The 17,436-nt window shown below is 63.5% G+C and carries 17 protein-coding genes; 6 read left to right on the forward strand and 11 right to left on the reverse strand.

Features of this window, described 5'->3' with window-relative positions:
- Window positions 1–221: 221 nt before the first annotated feature.
- The 5 genes from FYC77_RS09230 to FYC77_RS09255 all read right to left on the reverse strand — a co-directional run bounded on the left by FYC77_RS09230 (window position 222) and on the right by FYC77_RS09255 (window position 8,722).
- Window positions 222–1,649, reverse strand: a complete 1,428-nt coding sequence (locus FYC77_RS09230; protein ID WP_149081218.1) for a sugar transferase — start codon at window positions 1,647–1,649, stop codon at window positions 222–224.
- Window positions 1,650–2,332: 683 nt separating this feature from the next.
- Complete coding sequence (locus FYC77_RS09240) at window positions 2,333–4,768, reverse strand: MFS transporter (RefSeq protein ID WP_149081220.1); 2,436 nt, start codon at window positions 4,766–4,768, stop codon at window positions 2,333–2,335.
- A gap of 326 nt (window positions 4,769–5,094) precedes the next feature.
- Window positions 5,095–5,868, reverse strand: a complete 774-nt coding sequence (gene aglF / locus FYC77_RS09245) for a UTP--glucose-1-phosphate uridylyltransferase AglF (RefSeq protein ID WP_149081221.1) — start codon at window positions 5,866–5,868, stop codon at window positions 5,095–5,097.
- Between the two features lie 299 nt (window positions 5,869–6,167).
- Window positions 6,168–7,361: a winged helix-turn-helix transcriptional regulator gene (locus FYC77_RS09250; protein WP_149081222.1), complete on the reverse strand. Its 1,194-nt coding sequence runs from the start codon at window positions 7,359–7,361 to the stop codon at window positions 6,168–6,170.
- Between the two features lie 521 nt (window positions 7,362–7,882).
- A complete protein-coding gene (locus tag FYC77_RS09255; RefSeq protein WP_149081223.1) occupies window positions 7,883–8,722 on the reverse strand; it encodes a hypothetical protein in 840 nt (279 codons plus the stop codon).
- Window positions 8,723–8,993: 271 nt separating this feature from the next.
- Between FYC77_RS09255 and FYC77_RS09260 the strand changes: the two genes are divergently transcribed.
- A complete protein-coding gene (locus FYC77_RS09260) occupies window positions 8,994–9,695 on the forward strand; it encodes a phosphatase PAP2 family protein (protein ID WP_149081224.1) in 702 nt (233 codons plus the stop codon).
- 16 nt (window positions 9,696–9,711) lie between these two features.
- Here FYC77_RS09260 and FYC77_RS09265 read toward each other — a convergent pair whose 3' ends face one another.
- Entirely contained in the window at window positions 9,712–10,446 is a 735-nt protein-coding gene (locus tag FYC77_RS09265) for a RuvC family protein (RefSeq protein WP_149081225.1), read from the reverse strand.
- A gap of 161 nt (window positions 10,447–10,607) precedes the next feature.
- Here FYC77_RS09265 and FYC77_RS09270 point away from each other — a divergent pair, with 161 nt between their 5' ends.
- Window positions 10,608–11,387, forward strand: coding sequence for an AAA family ATPase (locus tag FYC77_RS09270; protein WP_149081226.1), 780 nt, complete (start codon window positions 10,608–10,610; stop codon window positions 11,385–11,387).
- Between the two features lie 162 nt (window positions 11,388–11,549).
- The gene (locus FYC77_RS09275; protein WP_149081227.1) at window positions 11,550–11,972 is read left to right on the forward strand and encodes a universal stress protein; all 423 of its coding nucleotides are present in this window, start codon (window positions 11,550–11,552) and stop codon (window positions 11,970–11,972) included.
- 38 nt (window positions 11,973–12,010) lie between these two features.
- Here the strand turns inward: FYC77_RS09275 and FYC77_RS09280 are convergent, their stop codons facing one another.
- Complete coding sequence (locus FYC77_RS09280; RefSeq protein WP_149081228.1) at window positions 12,011–12,466, reverse strand: universal stress protein; 456 nt, start codon at window positions 12,464–12,466, stop codon at window positions 12,011–12,013.
- Window positions 12,467–12,745: 279 nt separating this feature from the next.
- On the opposite strand from FYC77_RS09280, the gene FYC77_RS09285 reads away from it, so the two are divergent.
- Window positions 12,746–13,135, forward strand: coding sequence for a DUF2267 domain-containing protein (locus tag FYC77_RS09285; RefSeq protein WP_149081229.1), 390 nt, complete (start codon window positions 12,746–12,748; stop codon window positions 13,133–13,135).
- Between the two features lie 54 nt (window positions 13,136–13,189).
- Here the strand turns inward: FYC77_RS09285 and FYC77_RS09290 are convergent, their stop codons facing one another.
- Window positions 13,190–14,071, reverse strand: a complete 882-nt coding sequence (locus FYC77_RS09290) for a universal stress protein (protein WP_149081230.1) — start codon at window positions 14,069–14,071, stop codon at window positions 13,190–13,192.
- 88 nt (window positions 14,072–14,159) lie between these two features.
- Window positions 14,160–14,921: a sugar phosphate isomerase/epimerase family protein gene (locus FYC77_RS09295; protein WP_149081231.1), complete on the reverse strand. Its 762-nt coding sequence runs from the start codon at window positions 14,919–14,921 to the stop codon at window positions 14,160–14,162.
- A gap of 136 nt (window positions 14,922–15,057) precedes the next feature.
- On the opposite strand from FYC77_RS09295, the gene FYC77_RS09300 reads away from it, so the two are divergent.
- A complete protein-coding gene (locus FYC77_RS09300; RefSeq protein WP_149081232.1) occupies window positions 15,058–15,498 on the forward strand; it encodes a pyridoxamine 5'-phosphate oxidase family protein in 441 nt (146 codons plus the stop codon).
- A gap of 113 nt (window positions 15,499–15,611) precedes the next feature.
- Entirely contained in the window at window positions 15,612–16,199 is a 588-nt protein-coding gene (locus FYC77_RS09305) for a DoxX family protein (protein WP_149081233.1), read from the forward strand.
- Between the two features lie 33 nt (window positions 16,200–16,232).
- Here FYC77_RS09305 and FYC77_RS09310 read toward each other — a convergent pair whose 3' ends face one another.
- A complete protein-coding gene (locus FYC77_RS09310) occupies window positions 16,233–16,625 on the reverse strand; it encodes a hypothetical protein (protein ID WP_149081234.1) in 393 nt (130 codons plus the stop codon).
- 221 nt (window positions 16,626–16,846) lie between these two features.
- Window positions 16,847–17,311, reverse strand: a complete 465-nt coding sequence (locus tag FYC77_RS09315) for a universal stress protein (RefSeq protein ID WP_149081235.1) — start codon at window positions 17,309–17,311, stop codon at window positions 16,847–16,849.
- Between the last annotated feature and the right edge of the window lie 125 nt (window positions 17,312–17,436).

The following is a 17,436-nucleotide window of genomic DNA, read 5'->3' on the forward strand; positions in this document are numbered from 1 at the left end:
AACCGAGTCGTGAATGCTGAACAGTAATTGCTGAGAAACTGTAGCCCTTCCGCCTGAGCACGTTTCGTCTCTTTCATTCTGTCAATAGACGTGTTCTACGCCGAAAAACAGCTGCTGGAACTAAACCCCGGAAGTACTGCTAGTGCTCTACAATTGTCAGCCGCAGGAACGAGCCGATCACTGTGTTGTATCCCCCCTCACACTTCGCTCTATACTCGATTCTACGACGAAAAATCCTCAATGATCGTCCAGATTTGTCGAATCACAATCTTCAAATCGAGCCAGAACGACTGCCGACGAATGTACTTGAGGTCGTAGTGCAACTTCTCACCCGGATTCGTACTGGTAGCGTCGTTCACTTGTGCGAGACCGGTTAGTCCGGGCTTCACGAACCAACGCTTTCGCCAGGCAGGTGTGTCTTCCTGGAGCAACACCTCTTCTTCGGTCCAGGCGGCTCGTGGCCCCACGACGCTCATGTTACCGATTAGTATTGACCAAAGCTGTGGCAGTTCGTCTAGGTGAGTCCGTCGCAATACGGACCCAACCCGAGTAATCCGACCGTTGTCGGCGTCCTCTGACGGCGTAGCTGACTCCCCTTTGGGAACCATTGTTCGGAACTTGTACACGGCAAATGTTTCTCCAAATCCAGCCGTTCGGTTCTGGCTGTACAGTACTGGACCGGGATTGTCGAGTTTGATCGCAAGCGCGATAACTACGAATAGTGGTGCAAATGTTACCAATCCTGCGACAGCGAATCCAACGTCGAACACACGTTTGAATAGATGATCGAGTGGATCCCACGGTTCGAGATCGACATTGATTATCTCGCCAACGTCACCCTCCGATATTAGCACGCTGTCGGCGAATTTGTGGTGAATCTTCACGTTGACGCCATGTTCGTGACATGTGTCGAGTGCGCCGAAGAACTCGGCCCGGTCGGCGTGACAAAACGCAAGCACGACGGTATCGATGTCGTAATCGATCAGGATGTTCTCTAGTCTAGACAGGCCACCGATCCGATCGAGAGCATTGAGTCCCTCTTTACTCACCGTACTATCGTTCTCGACGGACACCCCACCATCCGCAACTGTTTCAACTGCCATGTGTTCGCCGTTGGCACTACTGATGACTGAGGGACAAAGATAGCCAAGGAGCGGTGTGGTGGCCGAGCGCGAAATTTGATCGATCTGCCCCAGGTCGTCACCGACAATCAACGCTCGTTTGGCATCTTCATTTGGTCGGTTACGGATCCAGACGAACCACAATGGAAGCACGATGCTTAGCACTCCTATGGTCATTACGAGCGTTGCCCGCGGCAGTCGGTGGGACCACTTGAAGTAACCGAGCGTCGCGAGCGCTAGTCCGGCGACGAGTACACGTTTTTGCACGAGAAATACAGTATCGAGAACTCGTCTTGGCTGTGGTTTGTACAGTGGGGCGAGACTCGCAAAGACTGCTAACGCGCTCAGTGTGAGTATCCAATATAGAGACGAACCGGTCAACACAGTCGCCTCGAGTCGGTCGAACAGCGGAACGTACGTCGTGAACAGCAGTTGTGACGTCGGGTGGTTCGCCACCGCGACGGCTCCGGCGGTCAGCACGAAGACGCCAAGCACACTGACCACTCGATACCGCCATCCGGTGACCATTTACCGCGTGGGACATCCACCGTATTCATAACTGATTTGGCTTTTTCTCGAGGTGATATAGCACCGAAACATGATTGGTTCGATACAATTGCGTATTCAGCCACCGAAACCGTATTGTCATCGATACTGAAATACACCCACTGCTGAACAATGCCAGAACGAACTACTGGTGCACAGATCCTGTGTAGCTGGTCTCCGTCCGATATCCAATCCGATCACGCAGTCTCGAAACTGCGTTTTACGTTCTCGACTACAGCGTACTCTCGAGGCAATACGGAGTTATCTATCCGAAAACTATCGCCGACCTCTCACGTATCGAGTGGACCAATGGTAATCCAACCAATCGGCCAGGATCGTTCAATTTACTCTGATCGGTAGACCAGACAACAACAGAGGTAGAGGAACCAACGGGGTCAGTCTGTCAACGACAGGTGATTCCCAAGATGTTGCCGCCATCGGTGTTTCGACTCACTCACGTCTCCACCGAGTCCGGGTCAGACATCTTATTACTCCGCCAAGCGTCGACTGCAGGGTCGAATCACACCACCGAATTCGACCCTGCAGAGCAGGCTTGCCAAAGCACTATAGTAACAACTGAAACGATTCACACACTGATCGCCGATCAGTCTGGCGCTCAGGTGTGCAATGACGTTCAGTGGCTACTATAGTATCGTCCACGCTGCTCACTCGAGTGCGATCGACTCCCCGTCTTCGACTGCCTCGGGTGGAACGTCGACCTCGCGGTCGCCGACGGTGTACTCGCCAGGGTAGGGAACTGTCACGGTGGCCGTTCCGTTCTCGTCGACGGTCACGTCCCGTTCGTAGGGGAACGTCACGCCGGTGACGGTGACCTCGGTCTCGAGCGCCACGGTCTCACCCGGTTCGCCGGGTACGGTGATCGTCGCGCCGGGGACGACGGCGAACGCCGTCGCCTCGCTGCTCACGTAGATCGTCCGGTAGTGCTCGAGCGGTTCGGTCTCCGCACTGCCGGTACCGAGATAGTTGTGCAGTTGCACGTGCGAGCTCTCCTCGTGATACCCACTCGAGCCCGTCATAACGACGTACCCGACGTCGTCTTCGTCGAAGCGCTCGTACCAGCCGTCGGGATCGTCGTCGGTCTGGAACTCACCAAACGTTTGAGAGGCGTACGAGTAGGTCTCCGATTCCCCGTTGACGAAGTAGTTGTACATCCGGTTGTCGCCCCAGTTGCTCAGGACGTAGGTTTCCGGGTATTCCCGTTCGGTCTCGCCCGCGTGCTCGGCGATGGTCGTGGCGGCTTCGAACTGGGCGTCGCCGTGTGCAGTCTGTGCGGTCAGCGCGGGCGCGAAGACCAGGCTCGTTCCACAGATCAGGAGTACGATCCCGACCAGGGCCACGATCGTTCGGAGATCGGTCGGGACGAGGATACTGCGCCTCCGGCCGCCGTCGGCCACCGTCCCGCGATTGGTTGCCGTCTCCGCTCGTCTGGAATCGCTGCTGTGACGAAACGGTCCTGGAACCCGGACGAGCCCAGCGCGGGCTAACAGTGTGAGGAGTGCCAGCCCGCCCAGTACCGAGAGCGGTATCGTTAGCTGCCCCGCGAACCGTCCCTGGAACGCCGCCAGTCCGAGCCAGAAGAGCGCGTAGACGGCGATCACCAGCCATCCGGGTTCGTACCGGCGAGAGGCGACCCACCAGGCCCATCCGAGCGTCAGAATCGCGAGATAGAAGTCGAATCCGAGCTGCATCATCGGCTCGAAGACGTACGCGTTGTCCGCGGCGAATATCGATCCCGACTCGGTCGCCCCCTCCCGGAAGAACAGGGCGTCGGCTCGCTCGGTCAACCGATTCCACTCCGCCGAACGATACGCCCGGAGCGCCCAGATCCCGACTCCAACCAGCGCGACCTCGAGTCCAACCAGCGGCGCAGTCGGCCACTCGAGGCGGTACCACAGTTCTCCGAAGACCGCTACGACGAGTGCGCCGACGACCACGAGAACCGGGACGACCGCGACGAACGACTCGTGCCACCCCAGCCGGAGGTGCAGTGCCGTCGCGATTCCCCACCCGAGAGCCAGGCCAGCGACGACGGGCGCGTTCGCGAGCAGCGGTGAAAGACCCGCTCGAGCGTCGAGTGGGGCTTTCAATCCGGCGTACGCCGCGAGAGGCACGAGCATCAGTACCGACCCACCCCACGCGTGCATGGAGAAGGCGATCGACGCACCGAGGGCGACGCTCGCGATCCAGGTCCACGGGGACAGCAGGTGGCCACGGACGGGCTCGAAACCCCCGTCCGACGAACCAGCCGCCCGCCGTCTCCGCTGGAGGTCGACTGCCAGCCAGGCGAGCGCCAGCATCGTCACGCCGAGCCAGACGTACTGGTGGAGCCGGTGCTCCAGGAAGCCGATACCGGTGTAGACGGCGTGGGCGGGCGTCAACGCGAAGAGGATAACCGACGCGATGCCAACCCGCACGTCGTCGGCGACGACGACCGCGAGCCAGTAGACGACGACTCCCAGCGCCAGCGTCGCGACGACGGGGAGCCAGGCGGCGACCTGATCGGCGGCCCACTGGTCCCCACCGAGGAGTTCGGCGAGAAACCAGTGAACCGAGTGGGTCAGCGGCCGTCGCTCGGCAGCCCCCGGGGGCAGGTTCGCGACGATACCGATGTCCGTGATCCCGTCGGACTCCGCGAGCAGTTCCTCCATCCAGTAGCGGTAGTGATACGGATCGTTCGCGGGTGAGACGACGTGATCGCCTCGCATCACTTCCTCGTAGTTCAGGATCCGCATTCCGAACAGGAACGCGAGCGCGCCGGCGAGCGCGCCGGCAGCGCGCAGATCGAAGGTGGTCGTAAACGGCAATCCCGACGCGCTCTCGCCACCATCGGCGTCGCTCCCATCCACTCCGTCACGGACTGCCGTTCGACTCGAGATCCGGTACCCACCGTCGACGGCCGTCACGATTCCGCGGGAGACGAGTTCGCCGACCGTTTCGGCGTCCACCGAAACGTCGTCGACGGTCCACGCGTCGTACTCGGCGTCGACTGCGAGGACCGACTCGATCGACTGCTCGCCGTCTTTGTACTCCTCGCAGAACGTCGCCGTCGCGTCGGCGATGGTGGTTGGTTCGTCGACCATTGTGATTCTCCGTCGTGTACGGTCCGGACGCCGGATGACGCGGCGCCGAATCCGACTCGAGACGTCTGCCCCTCCTCGCCGGCCTCACTCCCGGATGGGTCGGCCGACGACCGTGGGTGATGGGTTCGGAGTCTCCGGTTCGATTCCTGACGGCGTCTCCGGTTCGGTTCCCGCCGGTGGACTATTGTTTGCGGTTGCTTACGCAGATGTTCGACTGACGAGTCACCACGTCCTCGACCTGGAGGACGCGATACGGGTGCGATCACGCCCGGGTAATCCCGTCTTGACCGGCTCGAGCGACTCCATCTCGGCGAGCGAAGTCTGTGTCAGTCGGTTTCGCCGCCGATCACGCGTTCGGCCTCTGCGTGGACCTCCCCTGGGTCGACCGACTCGTCCTGCAGTCGCTTCTCCGCCCGATCGCGGTCGTCGGGATAGCCGACGTCAACGCGCCATCCTTCCATCCGGATCGCGTCGATCGTCCGACCCGACTGAATCAGCAGGTCGATCGCATCCGGAAGTTCGTACTCGCCGCGGTCGCTCTGCTGGACGAGCTGGCAGGCGTGGAAGATCGCCGGCGTAAACGTATAGAAGCCAGTCATCGCGAGATTCGACGGTGGCTCCTCGGGTTTTTCGACCACCTCGACGATCTCGCCGTAGTCGTTCGTATCGAGCACGCCGTACCGACTCGCCTCCTCGTAGGGAACCTGCTCGACCAGAAACGCCGCGTCGGCCCGATCCTCCCGCTGGCGGTTCACGACGTCTGCGAGGTTCGCTCGAAAGACGTTGTCTCCGAGCATCAAGGCGAAGTCGTCGTCGACCATCGGTTCCACCTGTCGGATCGCGTGTGCCAGACCCAGCTGTTCGCGCTGGTGGGCGTACGTGATCGGAACGTCCCGGTAGGAGTCTCCGTACCGGTCGATGATCTGTTCTTTGCGGTGACCGACGACGACGATCAGCTCCGAGACGTCGAGTGCGAGCAAGTTATCGAAGACGTCTTCGACGATCGGTCGTCCGTCGACCTCGACGAGTGCCTTCGGTTTGTCTTCCGTCAGCGGTCGGAGGCGAGTTCCCTTTCCCGCCGCGAGGACGACAGCTTGCATGTCCTCTGTGGATTCGAATCGGGGCTAAATAGCTGACTCCGTAACTGCTGGTTTCCGAACCGTTTCGGTCCGGAAGGCGACAGACCCGGTTGCGCTGGAACGGTGGTATCGACGGATTGACTCGCCCGCTTCAGACCTCGGTCGACTCGTCTCCTCCGTTTCCGTCAGATGGAGCTAGGTCGGTGAACCACCACTAGTACCAGTAGACCGGGCGTAGAACGTCTAGTACTAGTGCGGAGTCCGCCGTCCGACGAGCGATTCGAGGCTCGAGCGTCGCCGAGACGACCGTCCGTTTCGAGCTACGTCGGTTCCGAATCGCCGCCGACGACCGCCTTCAGGACGCGTAACTCCTCTTTTTCGGTGATGTGTTCGTCACTGAGACAGGCGTATAGAATCTTGTGGACGAGTTCCGGATCGGACGGGAGCTCGGGGCGTCGATTCGTCCGGTGTTCCGGCGGGAATCGCTCCTCGAGGGCCTCGATTCGACGTGAGAGGTGTGTCACCTGTTCGGAGAGCTCCTCGACGGAGTCGGCGAGCGCTCGCTCGAGGTCGTCGTCGGTCGCCGCGTCCCCATCTTCGCCGTCCTCGCGCTCGGGGGTCGACTGCCGGGCTGAGCCATCGGCCAGTACGGGTTTTCGATCGGCGTTCGACGCCCCTCCCTCCGACGTCCCGTCCACGCGGTCGGGTCCGTTCCCGAGGAGATCCGCGACGAACTGTTGGCGGTTCGACCAGTCGAAGCCGTCGATGCCGTTGACGCGCTGGCTGATCGTCGCACTGGTGACGCCGAGATTGTCGGCGAGTTCGGCCTGCGTTGCCTCGGGGAATCGGGCGATCTCTCGGAGAGTTTCCAGTTGCTTTTCGGTCACGTCCGACGGCTCGAGTGACGTCCCGATCTGCGTTCTGGTGGATCGATCCCGATCGCTCGTCGGTGATCGATCCGACGACGCTGGATCGGCCGCGGTTTCGGTGTGGTCGTCGCGGTCGGGTTCGTCGGCGTCTCGGTGGTTGCGGTCGGCTTCGATGGTCGACCGAGTACCGACCTCGGTTTCGTCGGGACCTCGGTTGTCGGACTCGATGGCTGTCGGTTCGTCCACGCCCACGACCGATCCAGTGGGTTCGGCGTCGCTGTCGGCGGTTTCCCCGGACCCGTCCTCGGTCACGTTTTCGGTGGCGTCGCTGCCGTCTTCGCTCCCACTTTGGCCGGCGTCGCTGCTGTCTTCGCCCCCACTCTCGGTGGAGTTTGCGTCGGTCTCGTCGCCGAGATCGGTTGAGCCACCGTCGGTCTCGTCTTCGGTTTCCGCCGGGTCGCCGTACTCCTCGAGGACCCTCTCGACGATCGAGGTCGTCGCGGCGCTTACGTCGTCGGCGATCTCTTTCATCGATGCGTTCGGTCGGGCTTTTGCCGTATCGAGGATTTGCTTGTGGACGACCGCCCGTGGGGAGTCTGCTTGCTGGTCCCGACGTCGACGGGGAGGCGTCGTCGAGTCACTCATAGTCCATCTAATCGGGCATCCATTCACCCCTGACCACCCCGTCTCGTCTGTTATACCTTTTTGGTACCGCCGGTGAATTACGCCGCTCCAAACACGATGGTGGAAGCCGCACCCGGACCTCGTCTTCCCCAGCTGACTCGTTCGCTCGTTGCACTCGCTCACTCCTCTCTCGCGGATCGGCGAGACGTCTTCGCAGTGCTCGGAAATCTCGCGAGCGGGTCACCTGGCCGGGAGTGTGGCTCGAGCACCGCGAGAGTCGAGCGACTCGGCGAAAGAGCAAGCTCTTTCGAGCATCGTGGAAGCAAGCTTCCGCTCGACGGGGGAGGACAGGCAGCTGTGCGGTGGCTGGTGGACTTTCGTCGCAGTATCGAGAGTCGAGACGCGCAATACATTTCACGAAACCAACACATTCTCGGTCGCCCGATCAGGGCACGTCGTAGTTGCAGAGTCGTCTATGTCAGTTGCAGTTTTTAGTTTCAGTGTCGGCTTCAGATGCGGGCCCGAACGAAGGATTTGCGCTACTATCGACTGCTCCCATACCCAGGCGGGGCCACGAGCCGTCGAACGGCGGGGTAGAGAGCGCCGACGAGCCCACCGAAACAGACGATTGCGACCATTCCAACCCGGTGAACGTACGGGATCGGTCTCTCGAGTCCCAGCGCGGTGTCCATCCAGATGGGCGCTGCGAACGCGGCGACCACCCAGGCACAGAGTCCGAGAAGTACGCCCAACACGGCCCCACCGAGCGGCGTCGCTCGGCGCGTGAAGCCACCGACTGCCGAAACAACCAGCGCGAAGGTGGCGCCGCCAGCGAGCGCGACCGCCAGGACGAGAGCCAGCGCTGTACGTCCCCCCTCCCTCCCGACCAGCGTGGCAACCGGCTCGAGACGGCCGGTTGCAGCCAGCACGACGGCGACGGTCGCGGCGGCGAGACCGGCGGCGACGACGACGGCGTACCCGCTGACGAGTAACCGGAGCGCGATCGAGTGGCGAGTGGGTGGATCGGACCGATTCCGACCGTGCGGGTCACTGACCGCGGTGCCGGTCGTAAAGACCGTCACGGAGACGAGAAACACCAGTATGGAACCGGCGATGCTCTCGAGGGGGTTCGTCGCGAACGGTGGCTGATCCAGGGTGTAGTGAAACGCGAACAGATCGGCCACCCACGACTCGTGAAGCGTACGCAACTGCGTCTCGAAGACGGGGCTGACGTAGTGGACGTCCGGAAACAGTCCCCAGAGACCGCCGACGCCGACGAGCCAGAGGCTCCGTCGCTCGGCGCCAGTCCGCAACGCGAGCGGGACTGCGAGCAACACGGCGAGCGACGCGCCGACGAGGAAGTGGACGATTGCGGGTGCCATCGGGGAGACCGGAATCGGTCACTGCGGCGTAGGTCACAGCTCTCTATAAGCGGCGTGCTGGAATCCGTCGCCCGCGAACACCCCACGTGAAAGAGTTAACTGCCGGGTCGGAATAGGAGGGGACGTCACACCCTCGAGCGGATACTGCGATCCCCTCGAGAAACCACCTGGCCACTCTCGACCGGGGTCTCTCGTCCGACTCGAGAACCTACCTCACTCTCTCGAGCGGGACACCTCGTCCCGTTCGGGCGAACGGCTCAGCGTCACCATCATGAACCGTAGTCTCGGCGTGACGGAACTGATTCGACGCCTCCTGCCGGAGTGGACCGTTCCACTTTTCGAACTCACCGCGGTACTCGGCGACGAACTGCTTGTCGTCGCCGTCTTGCTCGGCATCGGCGTCGTGGACGTCGGTCGGTCGATCCGGAGCGACGACGATCGGTTGCTCTCTGCCGACGTCGCGACACTGCTCGGTATCGTCCTCGGCGGACTCGCGCTTACGCTCGCGCTGAAGACGGCGCTCGACTTCTCGAGACCGCCGGCATCGATGCAAGCGGTTCCGCGCGACAGTGCCGGGTTTCCGAGCGGACACACGATGGCGGCGACGATACTCTGGGGTGCACTCGCCGCGTGGATCGACCGCGGAACGCCTCGGGTTCGGCTGCTCGCCGCCGCGATCGTCGTCTCGCTCGTCGGCGTCTCTCGGCTCGCACTCGGCGTCCACTACCTCGTCGACGTACTCGCGTCGGTCGGGGTGGGTGCTGGATACCTACTCGTCGCGACGCGGATCGCAGACGGCGAGCCGACGCGGGCGTTCGCCGGGGCTACGGTGCTCGGGGGGGCGGCGCTTTTGATCACGGCGGGGAGCACCGACGGCTGGCTAGCGTTCGTCGGTTGCGTCGGCGCCGCGGCGGGGTGGTGGACCATCAGCCGCCCGTCCGTCCGGAATCGGCTGCTCGCCGTCACGCGGTGACCGCCTCGAGACCGTCTCACTCCTCGTCCCCGCGGTGTTCGGCGAGCGCCTCGTCGATCGTCAACTCGCCGGCAGCGACGCGACGCGCCAACATCTCGTCGATCGCGCGGTTTCGGTCGCTTCGCTCCCGCGAGCGGTCCTTGATGAGCTGAAGTTCGCCTTTCGTCGGCTCGATCTCTCGCGAGTCGACGACCTCACCCTCGAGACGGGCGATGTTGACGGCGGCGAGAACGTCTTCCATCCCCCGTGCGCCGGTGCCGAGGTAGGGCGTCGTCCCGGTTTCGTCGACGAGTTCGACCCGGACGTCCTCGAGGTCGTTGACGAGCCTCGCACCGTGGAGGCGCGAGCCGTCGCCGATCCGGACGACGGGGGTGGCGGCGTCGCGTACCTCGCGCTCGATGACGTCGACGGCGTCCGCAAGCGGGACCTGGAACGCCGCGACGACGACACCGCCGTTGAGGACGGCGATACCCGGTTTTCGTCCTGGATCGACGCCGATGACCGTTCGGCCGTCCTCGCCACGGATCGTGGTCAACGCTTGGTCGACGGCGCGACGCGGATCGTCGGGATCGGCGACGATCGTCGCCACGCCGTCGAACGTCGCAGCGTTGTCGGCATCGGTGACGACGACGGCCGTTCGGTCGGGAACCGTCTCGTCGGGTTCGACAGTCGTGAACGTGACACTGCGGTCGCGTAGCTCGGTAACGACGCCGTGGTACACCTCGAAGTCCGACGTGGCGACGACGATCACGTTCGACCGTTCGGCTCCGGGGAGAATAAACGTGTCCGACCGCGAGGAGTGCTCAGCGTCTCGGATCGGCGGATGGCTCGATTCCCCGCCCGCGTCGCTTCTCGAGTCGGTCTCTGGCCCGGTTCCGGGGGGTTTTTGCGAGGACGGTACCAACTCAACCCGTGAACGACGAGCCGATTTCGACCGGCTGTGGTCCGGTCGACGAGCTACTCGGCGGGGGGTTCGAGCGGGGAACCGTCACGCAGGTGTACGGACCGCCGGCCGCCGGGAAGACGAACCTGGCGCTGTCGGCTGCGGTCGAGGCGGCCATCGACGGCGGCACCGCCGTCTACATCGACACCGAAGGGCTTTCGGTCGACCGCTTCGAGCAACTGCTCTCGGCTCGGGTCGACGACGCCGATCGACCGACCGCCGACGCCGCGAGCGACGACGCGAGCGGGCGCCCCGATCCCGACGGGGCCGACCCGACAGTCGAGGCCGTCGCCTCGCGGATCGTCGTCGAGGACGCACTGGATTTCGAAGAGCAGGCCGAAGCCGTCCGCGACGTCGAGGATTTCGCGGATCGTGCCGACCTCGTCGTCCTCGACAGCGCGACGGGCTTTTACCGACTCGAGCGAACCGGCGACGGTGACGAGGGGGAGTCGCTCAGACGTGTCGCCCGACAGGTGACCCACCTCCTCTCGCTCGCTCGCAAACACGATCTGGCGATCGTCCTCACGAACCAGGTGTTCGCCGATCCCGACTCGGATCGGACGCGAGCGCTCGGCGGGAACACCTTAGAGCACTGGACCGGCGTCATCCTTCGTCTCGAGCGCTTCCGCGGCGGCAACCGACGGGCGACCCTCGAGAAACACCGGTCGAAGCCGGTCGGCGAGTCGGCTCAGTTCCGGATCACGAACGCGGGACTCGAGGGCGGTGACGAGACGACACACCGCCGATAGGGAAGTGGAAGTCCTCGCGAGCGTACCGGAGTGTCACCCGCCAAAGCAATCCGGTCGTCGAATGTATCCCGGCCCGAGCACCGGGGGCCGCCGTTCGGTCGTCCCCACGGACGGTAATTCTGGGATGGTTTTATTCCGCTCGTCGCCAACCGATACGACGAGATGGCGCGAACGATTCTCGTCCCACACGATGGCTCGCCACACGCCCAGGATGCTCTCGAGTACGTCCTCGAGACATTCCCGCGGGCTGAGATCGTCCTGTTTCACGCGATCGATCCGTTTGACCTCACCGACCAACCCGAGCGCTCGCCGTTGACCGAACGGTGGCTCGACGATCGACGGGAAGACACGGCGGAGCTGTTCGACGAGGCACTCGCCGACCTCGAGATGGGTGACGCGACGGTCGACACGGAGACTGCGGTCGGATCGCCCGGCCAGACGATCGTCGCGGCCGTCGATGACGTCGGTGCCGATCAGATCGTCGTCGGTACTCGCGGCCGCGGGAACGTCGCCAAGGCGCGGGTGGGGAGTACGGCGGAACTCGTCGTCAGGCGTGCGGACGTCCCGGTGACGGTCGTCCGGTAGCAGTTTCGGCCCTCGTCAACCGCGTCGAAACAGTGTCGTCACTCGTCGGGACCCCGGACCACGGTGACCGGAACCGGTGCGCGACGGACGACCAGTTCCGCGACGCTACCCAGGAGGAGTCGGGCCGGTCCAGTCCGGCCGTGACTTCCCATCACGACGTGGTCGACGTCGTTCTCCTCGACGTAGTCGATGATCTCCCGTGCAGGATCGCCGGACCTGTGGTCGGTCTCGAGTTCGGCGTCGTAGTCGTCCGCGATTTCCCGGGCCCGGTCGAAGACCCGTTGTTCCTCCGTGTCCGCGCGCTCGTACCACGCGTCGGAGCCGTGTGGTGGCTCCGTCCGCACGTCCACGTCGGTCGCAACGCTGTATCCCGGGTCCCACGGGTCGACGACGTGAAGCGCGACGACGCGGGCGTCGTCGGTCTCGAAGGCGTGTTCTAAGGCGCGCCAGGACATCGGCGAACCGTCGATCGGGACCAGTAGCGTTCTGGACATCGACTGTCTTTACCGTCCACCGGACCAAAATAGTATCCGTCACCCGCCTGGTGAAATGAAAGACCAGTGATACGTCTCCGACGCGTGTCTTCCGTCCAGTTCGGAACGCAGCGCTCGAACGAATGCAGCGAATCGCCACCCCGAGATTTATACCGTTCTTCGAGGTAGCCCTCCTACATCGGATCCTCCCACGGAGTGGCCCCGCTGCGACCGGTCGGTGTGACACGGATGGTGTGTGGGATCTGATCCAGTCGAATACTGACACGGTACACGATCGATATGAACTACAAGGAATTCGTCGGTCAGGTTCAGCACAGACTCGAGTACGCGCAGTTCGGGCAGGCGGTCCGGGCAACCCGGGCCGTCCTGACGACGCTCGGTGAACGGTTACAGGAGGGAGAGGCGACGGATCTCGCCAGTCCGCTTCCGATGGAGATCGACCGCTACCTGACGGAAGCCGACCACGGCCAGCGTTTCGACTACCAGGAGTTCCTCGAGCGCGTCGCCGAACGCGAGGGCGTCGATCGGGCGGATGCGAACTACCACGCACAGCAGCTACTCGCCGTCGTCGCGGACGTCGTCCCGCCCGGAAACATCGAGAAAGCACACAACCAGTTGCCCGAGGAGTTCGACGGGCTCTTCGAACTGATCGAATCGCCGGAGGAGTGACCGCGATCCGCCCGTCGGCGACGACGGCAGCGGTACGAACTGATGGCAGCCGCGTCAGTCCGACGCGGGCGCGCCTCGAACGAGCGTAACCGTCCGCGGAGACCGGCGTGCGACGCGTTCGGCGACTGATCCCGTGATCAGTCGGGCCGGAAGCGACCGGCCGTGACTCCCCATGACGATCTGATCGGAGCCGTTCGACGCACGGTCGACGATCGCCCTCGCGGGCGAGTCGTTCCCGGTCGCCGTCTCGAGTGTCACCCCACGGTCGTCGGCGACGGCCCGTGCGGACTCGAAAATCCGTTCGGCTCGGCGTTCGCGATCGTCGAGAAGTGCTTCGAGGTACGTTCCCTCGACGTCCTCTCGTGGCCGATCGAACGGAAGCGAGAGCGCGTGAAACGCCGTAAACGAAGCCGTCGGGTACGCCTCGATCGCGAACTCGAGGGCCGCCGTCGCCTGTTCGGAGCCGTCGAGCGCCACCAGGATCTCTCCCGGAAGCTCCCGTTCGTCGAGTTCGGTCGTCGTCTCGGGAACGATCGTCGTCGAGACCGGCGACCGACGGACGACGGCCTCGCTTACGCGACCGAGAAACGGACGCGTGATCGGTGACTGTCCGTGACTGCCCACCACGACGTGGTCGACGTCCGTCGCCGCCACCTCGAGTATCTCCGTGTGTGGTGTCCCGGTCCGAAGCGACGTTCGGAGGTCGACGTCTCGGTCCGTCGCCCGATCGGTCGCACGATCGAGCACTCGTTCGCCGTGTGCCTCCGTTCGCTCGAGGGACGTATCGGTCGAACCGGCGGTCGCCTCGTCGTCGCGGGTCGGGTCGACGACGTACAGTGCGGTTATCGTCGCGTCGGGTAACGATCGAAAGCAGTACTCTAGTCCTGCGAACGCGTGGTCAGATCCGTCGATCGGAACGAGGACGTGTCCTGGCATGGAGATCACCTGGCGAGCCTCGACTCGCACGCGAACGGTTACGACGACGTGTGGTATAAAGCCGAAGTACCGTCTCCGCAGATCGCGATTAGTCGTCCGCCGGGGACGTCTCCAGGGCCGCCGTCGCCCGCCGAGCCGTATCGTCGAGCAGGTCGAGATCGTCCGTGAACACCTCGAGGGCGACGGTGCCGTCGAACCCGGCGAGATGGTCCGTGACGACGCCGTAGTCGATCTCACCGGCACCGATCGGGATGTGCGTATCCCCTCGACTTCGAGCGTCGTGGACGTGCAGGTGCGAGACGAGATCGCCGTACCGAGAACAGAACCGATCGACGCCGTCGTCGCCGTCTTCCATGTAGGCGTGGCCGACGTCGAAACAGACCGACGTACCGGTTTCACGGGCCAGATCCCCGAGAACCGTCAGCTGGAGGCCACGCGCCTGGTGACCGACGTTCTCGACGACGAGTTCGACGCCGGCGTCCGCCGCGGCATCGTCGATAGCGGCCAGTTGCTCCGCGAACATCGGTCGGAGATCCGTATCGTGTGGGTTACGAGCCGTCCCGTGAAGCACGGCCTTTTGCGCGCCGGCGGAGCCCGCCCACTCGAGCAACCGCGTCTGGTAGTCGCGGATGGCGTCGTTGATCTCGGGAACTGGCGTTACGACGTCTTGCTTGAACGGGAGATGAACGCACAGATCGGCGTCCGCGGCCGCGAGGGTCGACTCGAGCCGCTCGGTATCGACGTCCGTCGGGTCGGTTCCTTCGCCGATGGAAAACTCCGCGAAATCGTAGCCGTCGATCGTACGCTCGAGGCGATCGAGCGAGTCGCCGACGGTGAGACCAACGTCCATACGGATCGAGTGGCGGCCACACCTATAGATTCCGGGGATCGCGTTCGGAGTCGTCCCCGACCGACTCCGTAGAGCGATCGACCGCGACAGACGGCGGGTACCGGGTTTTTTAGCCTCGACGTGGTACGCCCTCGCGATGACGGGACTCCGCTGGGTAACCCTCACCGGTGACGAACGCGACGCGTTCCTGGCACCCGGTGGCACGGGCGTGCTCTCGTTCGCGACCGACGACGGACCGCCGGCGTCGCTTCCAGTGTCGTACGGCTACTCCCGTGGGGGCGGGACCTTCTACTTTCGGCTCTCGTTTCCACCGGGGAGCAACAAATCCGATGTGATCGAGAACCCGGTTTCGCTGGTGGTATTCGACGAGACGGCGGATGGCTGGCGAAGCGTCGTCGCCACCGGGACGCTCGAGGAACTGGCAGATTTCGATCCCGAGTCGGCGACGGTCCAACAGATGTGGGCGGTTCAGATTCCGACGGTCGACGTGTTCGACCGACCCCGAGATGAAATCGATTTTCAGGATTTCTGTCTCGAACCGGAGTCCGTGTCGGGTCGAAAGAGCGTGGACGAGTAATACCGTCTGGGACGGCTGAGTAAGTACGGTACCCCTTTCGAGAACTATCGAATATCTGGAATTACACCGTTCGTTAAATACCTCCGGCCGAACCCTCGAACAACGACTTCACTATGGCAACCAAACGTCGACCTGCGGAACGAACGCTCGAATCGTCACTACTCGGCCGCACAGTCTCGTTTAACTACTCCGAAACGTGGGTCGCATACTCGATCGTCGGATTGCGACTCGTGATGGCCTGGGTGTTCCTCCAGGCTGGCCTCGAGAAGTTGGCGGACGGCGGATTTGGGGACCCGCTCGCGTGGTCGTCGGCGGGCTTTCTGAACAACGCGATCGCCGAGGCAAACCCCGTCCACGGGCTGTTCCTCTGGTTCGGGGAGTACGCGTCGATCGTCGACCCGCTGGTCATCTTCGGACAGATTCTCATCGGTCTGGCGCTGTTGTTCGGCGCGTTCTTCCGATTCGCCGCGCTGATGGGAGCACTCCAGATGCTGTTCTTCTGGACCGCAGCCTGGCAGGGCGGATTGCTCGAGGGATTCCCGGTCGAAAACGGCTTTTTCATCGACAGTTCGTTCGTCTACATGCTGTTGTTGTTCGGGCTCGCCGCATGGGGTGCCGGTCGACTGGCCGGCGTCGACGGCATCCTCGAGTCGACTCAGCCCGTCCGGTCGAACCCGTGGATCCGGTACCTGCTCGGGTAGCGTACGTCGTCCCGTCCGGTCGACCGATATCGACTACGCCCGTCGGCGCTTTCCGAGCGCACGGGCTGCGAGCACGACGAGCGCGAATCCAAGAACTCGAACGCCCGTGACGAATCCCTCGTTCCAGTTGACCTCCTCTGGCCGGTCGTACGCGAGGGACGCGCCGGCATCGAGATACTGCTTCGGCGCTACGGCCGCCACCAGTCCGGCGACGCCGGCGACGTTTAGTAGCCAGCCGTACGCTCGACCGCCGGCGAGGGTCGCGAGCACGTAGAGGACACCCTCCGCTCGGACCGCCGGCGCGAGCCACGGTTTCGCCGAACACTCCTCCGGATTCTCGAGTGCGATCGCCTCGTAACTCTCGATGACGCCGTCCGGAAACAGTGCGACGACGACACCGATCAGACCGAACACGATTCGTGACATAGCCAAAACATTCACACGAACGAATAATAATCGTACCGGCGCGGCGGTCGTATCCGGACCACAGTCGATCACGTCCGGTGGCTACGGGACGGGTGCCGCCGGCAAACGATGAGGACGCTCACCCAGCGGGAGTTTCGGCGGCAATCGTCGTGTGGCCGCGCCGAAACGAGAGACGGCCAGGACAGACGGGGCCGAGCCCTCGGCTGGCGACGGTCTTCCGATCACTGACTCACGTCGCCCGTCTCGACTGGCGTCTTTACGACTGTCACCGGCCGGGCCGACATGTGGGTAACCCGTTCGGCGACGCTGCCGAGCAGCCGGCGATACTCGCCGGATCGATTCTTCGAGCCGAGGACCGTCAGTCCGACGTCGGCGTCGTCTCCGTACTCGAGGATCTCCTCGTGGGGAACGCCGTGGCGGACGACGGTCTGGGTCTCGACGCCGGCGTCGTCCGCTCGTTCGGCGATCGAATCGACGGCGTCACGTCCCGCGTTCTCGAGTGCGCTCTCGAGGCCCTCGAACTCGTGGACGTACTCGTCGCCGGGGTAGGAACTGTACGCCTCGGCGTCGACGACGTACAGGACGTGCAGTTCGGCATCGTAGCGCTGTGCCGCGTCGATCGCGTGTTCGATCGCGTCGTCGACACCAGCGCTCATGTCCGTCGGCAGGAGGATCGTCTCGTACATTCCGTTCGGTGATACGGGTTCCCCTACGATAGTTTTGGGGCCACTTCCAGCCGACTCCGAACGGGACAGGTCGTGACCGCCCGCCCGAAGCGAGCGAATTCCGTCGAACGACGGCCCGGTCGAGA

Source organism: Natrialba swarupiae (assembly GCF_008245225.1).
GTDB lineage: Archaea > Halobacteriota > Halobacteria > Halobacteriales > Natrialbaceae > Natrarchaeobius > Natrarchaeobius swarupiae.

Bases quoted from the DNA above. Each gene is read 5' to 3' on its own strand.
- FYC77_RS09280 (WP_149081228.1), bottom strand. From the start codon at position 12,466: ATGTCCAGAACGCTACTGGTCCCGATCGACGGTTCGCCGATGTCCTGG.
- FYC77_RS09300 (WP_149081232.1), top strand. From the start codon at position 15,058: ATGACGGGACTCCGCTGGGTAACCCTCACCGGTGACGAACGCGACGCG.
- FYC77_RS09310 (WP_149081234.1), bottom strand. From the start codon at position 16,625: ATGTCACGAATCGTGTTCGGTCTGATCGGTGTCGTCGTCGCACTGTTT.
- FYC77_RS09255 (WP_149081223.1), bottom strand. From the start codon at position 8,722: ATGGCACCCGCAATCGTCCACTTCCTCGTCGGCGCGTCGCTCGCCGTG.
- FYC77_RS09295 (WP_149081231.1), bottom strand. From the start codon at position 14,921: ATGGACGTTGGTCTCACCGTCGGCGACTCGCTCGATCGCCTCGAGCGT.
- FYC77_RS09240 (WP_149081220.1), bottom strand. From the start codon at position 4,768: ATGGTCGACGAACCAACCACCATCGCCGACGCGACGGCGACGTTCTGC.
- FYC77_RS09275 (WP_149081227.1), top strand. From the start codon at position 11,550: ATGGCGCGAACGATTCTCGTCCCACACGATGGCTCGCCACACGCCCAG.
- FYC77_RS09315 (WP_149081235.1), bottom strand. From the start codon at position 17,311: ATGTACGAGACGATCCTCCTGCCGACGGACATGAGCGCTGGTGTCGAC.
- FYC77_RS09230 (WP_149081218.1), bottom strand. From the start codon at position 1,649: ATGGTCACCGGATGGCGGTATCGAGTGGTCAGTGTGCTTGGCGTCTTC.
- FYC77_RS09250 (WP_149081222.1), bottom strand. From the start codon at position 7,361: ATGAGTGACTCGACGACGCCTCCCCGTCGACGTCGGGACCAGCAAGCA.
- FYC77_RS09305 (WP_149081233.1), top strand. From the start codon at position 15,612: ATGGCAACCAAACGTCGACCTGCGGAACGAACGCTCGAATCGTCACTA.
- FYC77_RS09285 (WP_149081229.1), top strand. From the start codon at position 12,746: ATGAACTACAAGGAATTCGTCGGTCAGGTTCAGCACAGACTCGAGTAC.
- FYC77_RS09290 (WP_149081230.1), bottom strand. From the start codon at position 14,071: ATGCCAGGACACGTCCTCGTTCCGATCGACGGATCTGACCACGCGTTC.
- FYC77_RS09260 (WP_149081224.1), top strand. From the start codon at position 8,994: ATGAACCGTAGTCTCGGCGTGACGGAACTGATTCGACGCCTCCTGCCG.
- aglF (WP_149081221.1), bottom strand. From the start codon at position 5,868: ATGCAAGCTGTCGTCCTCGCGGCGGGAAAGGGAACTCGCCTCCGACCG.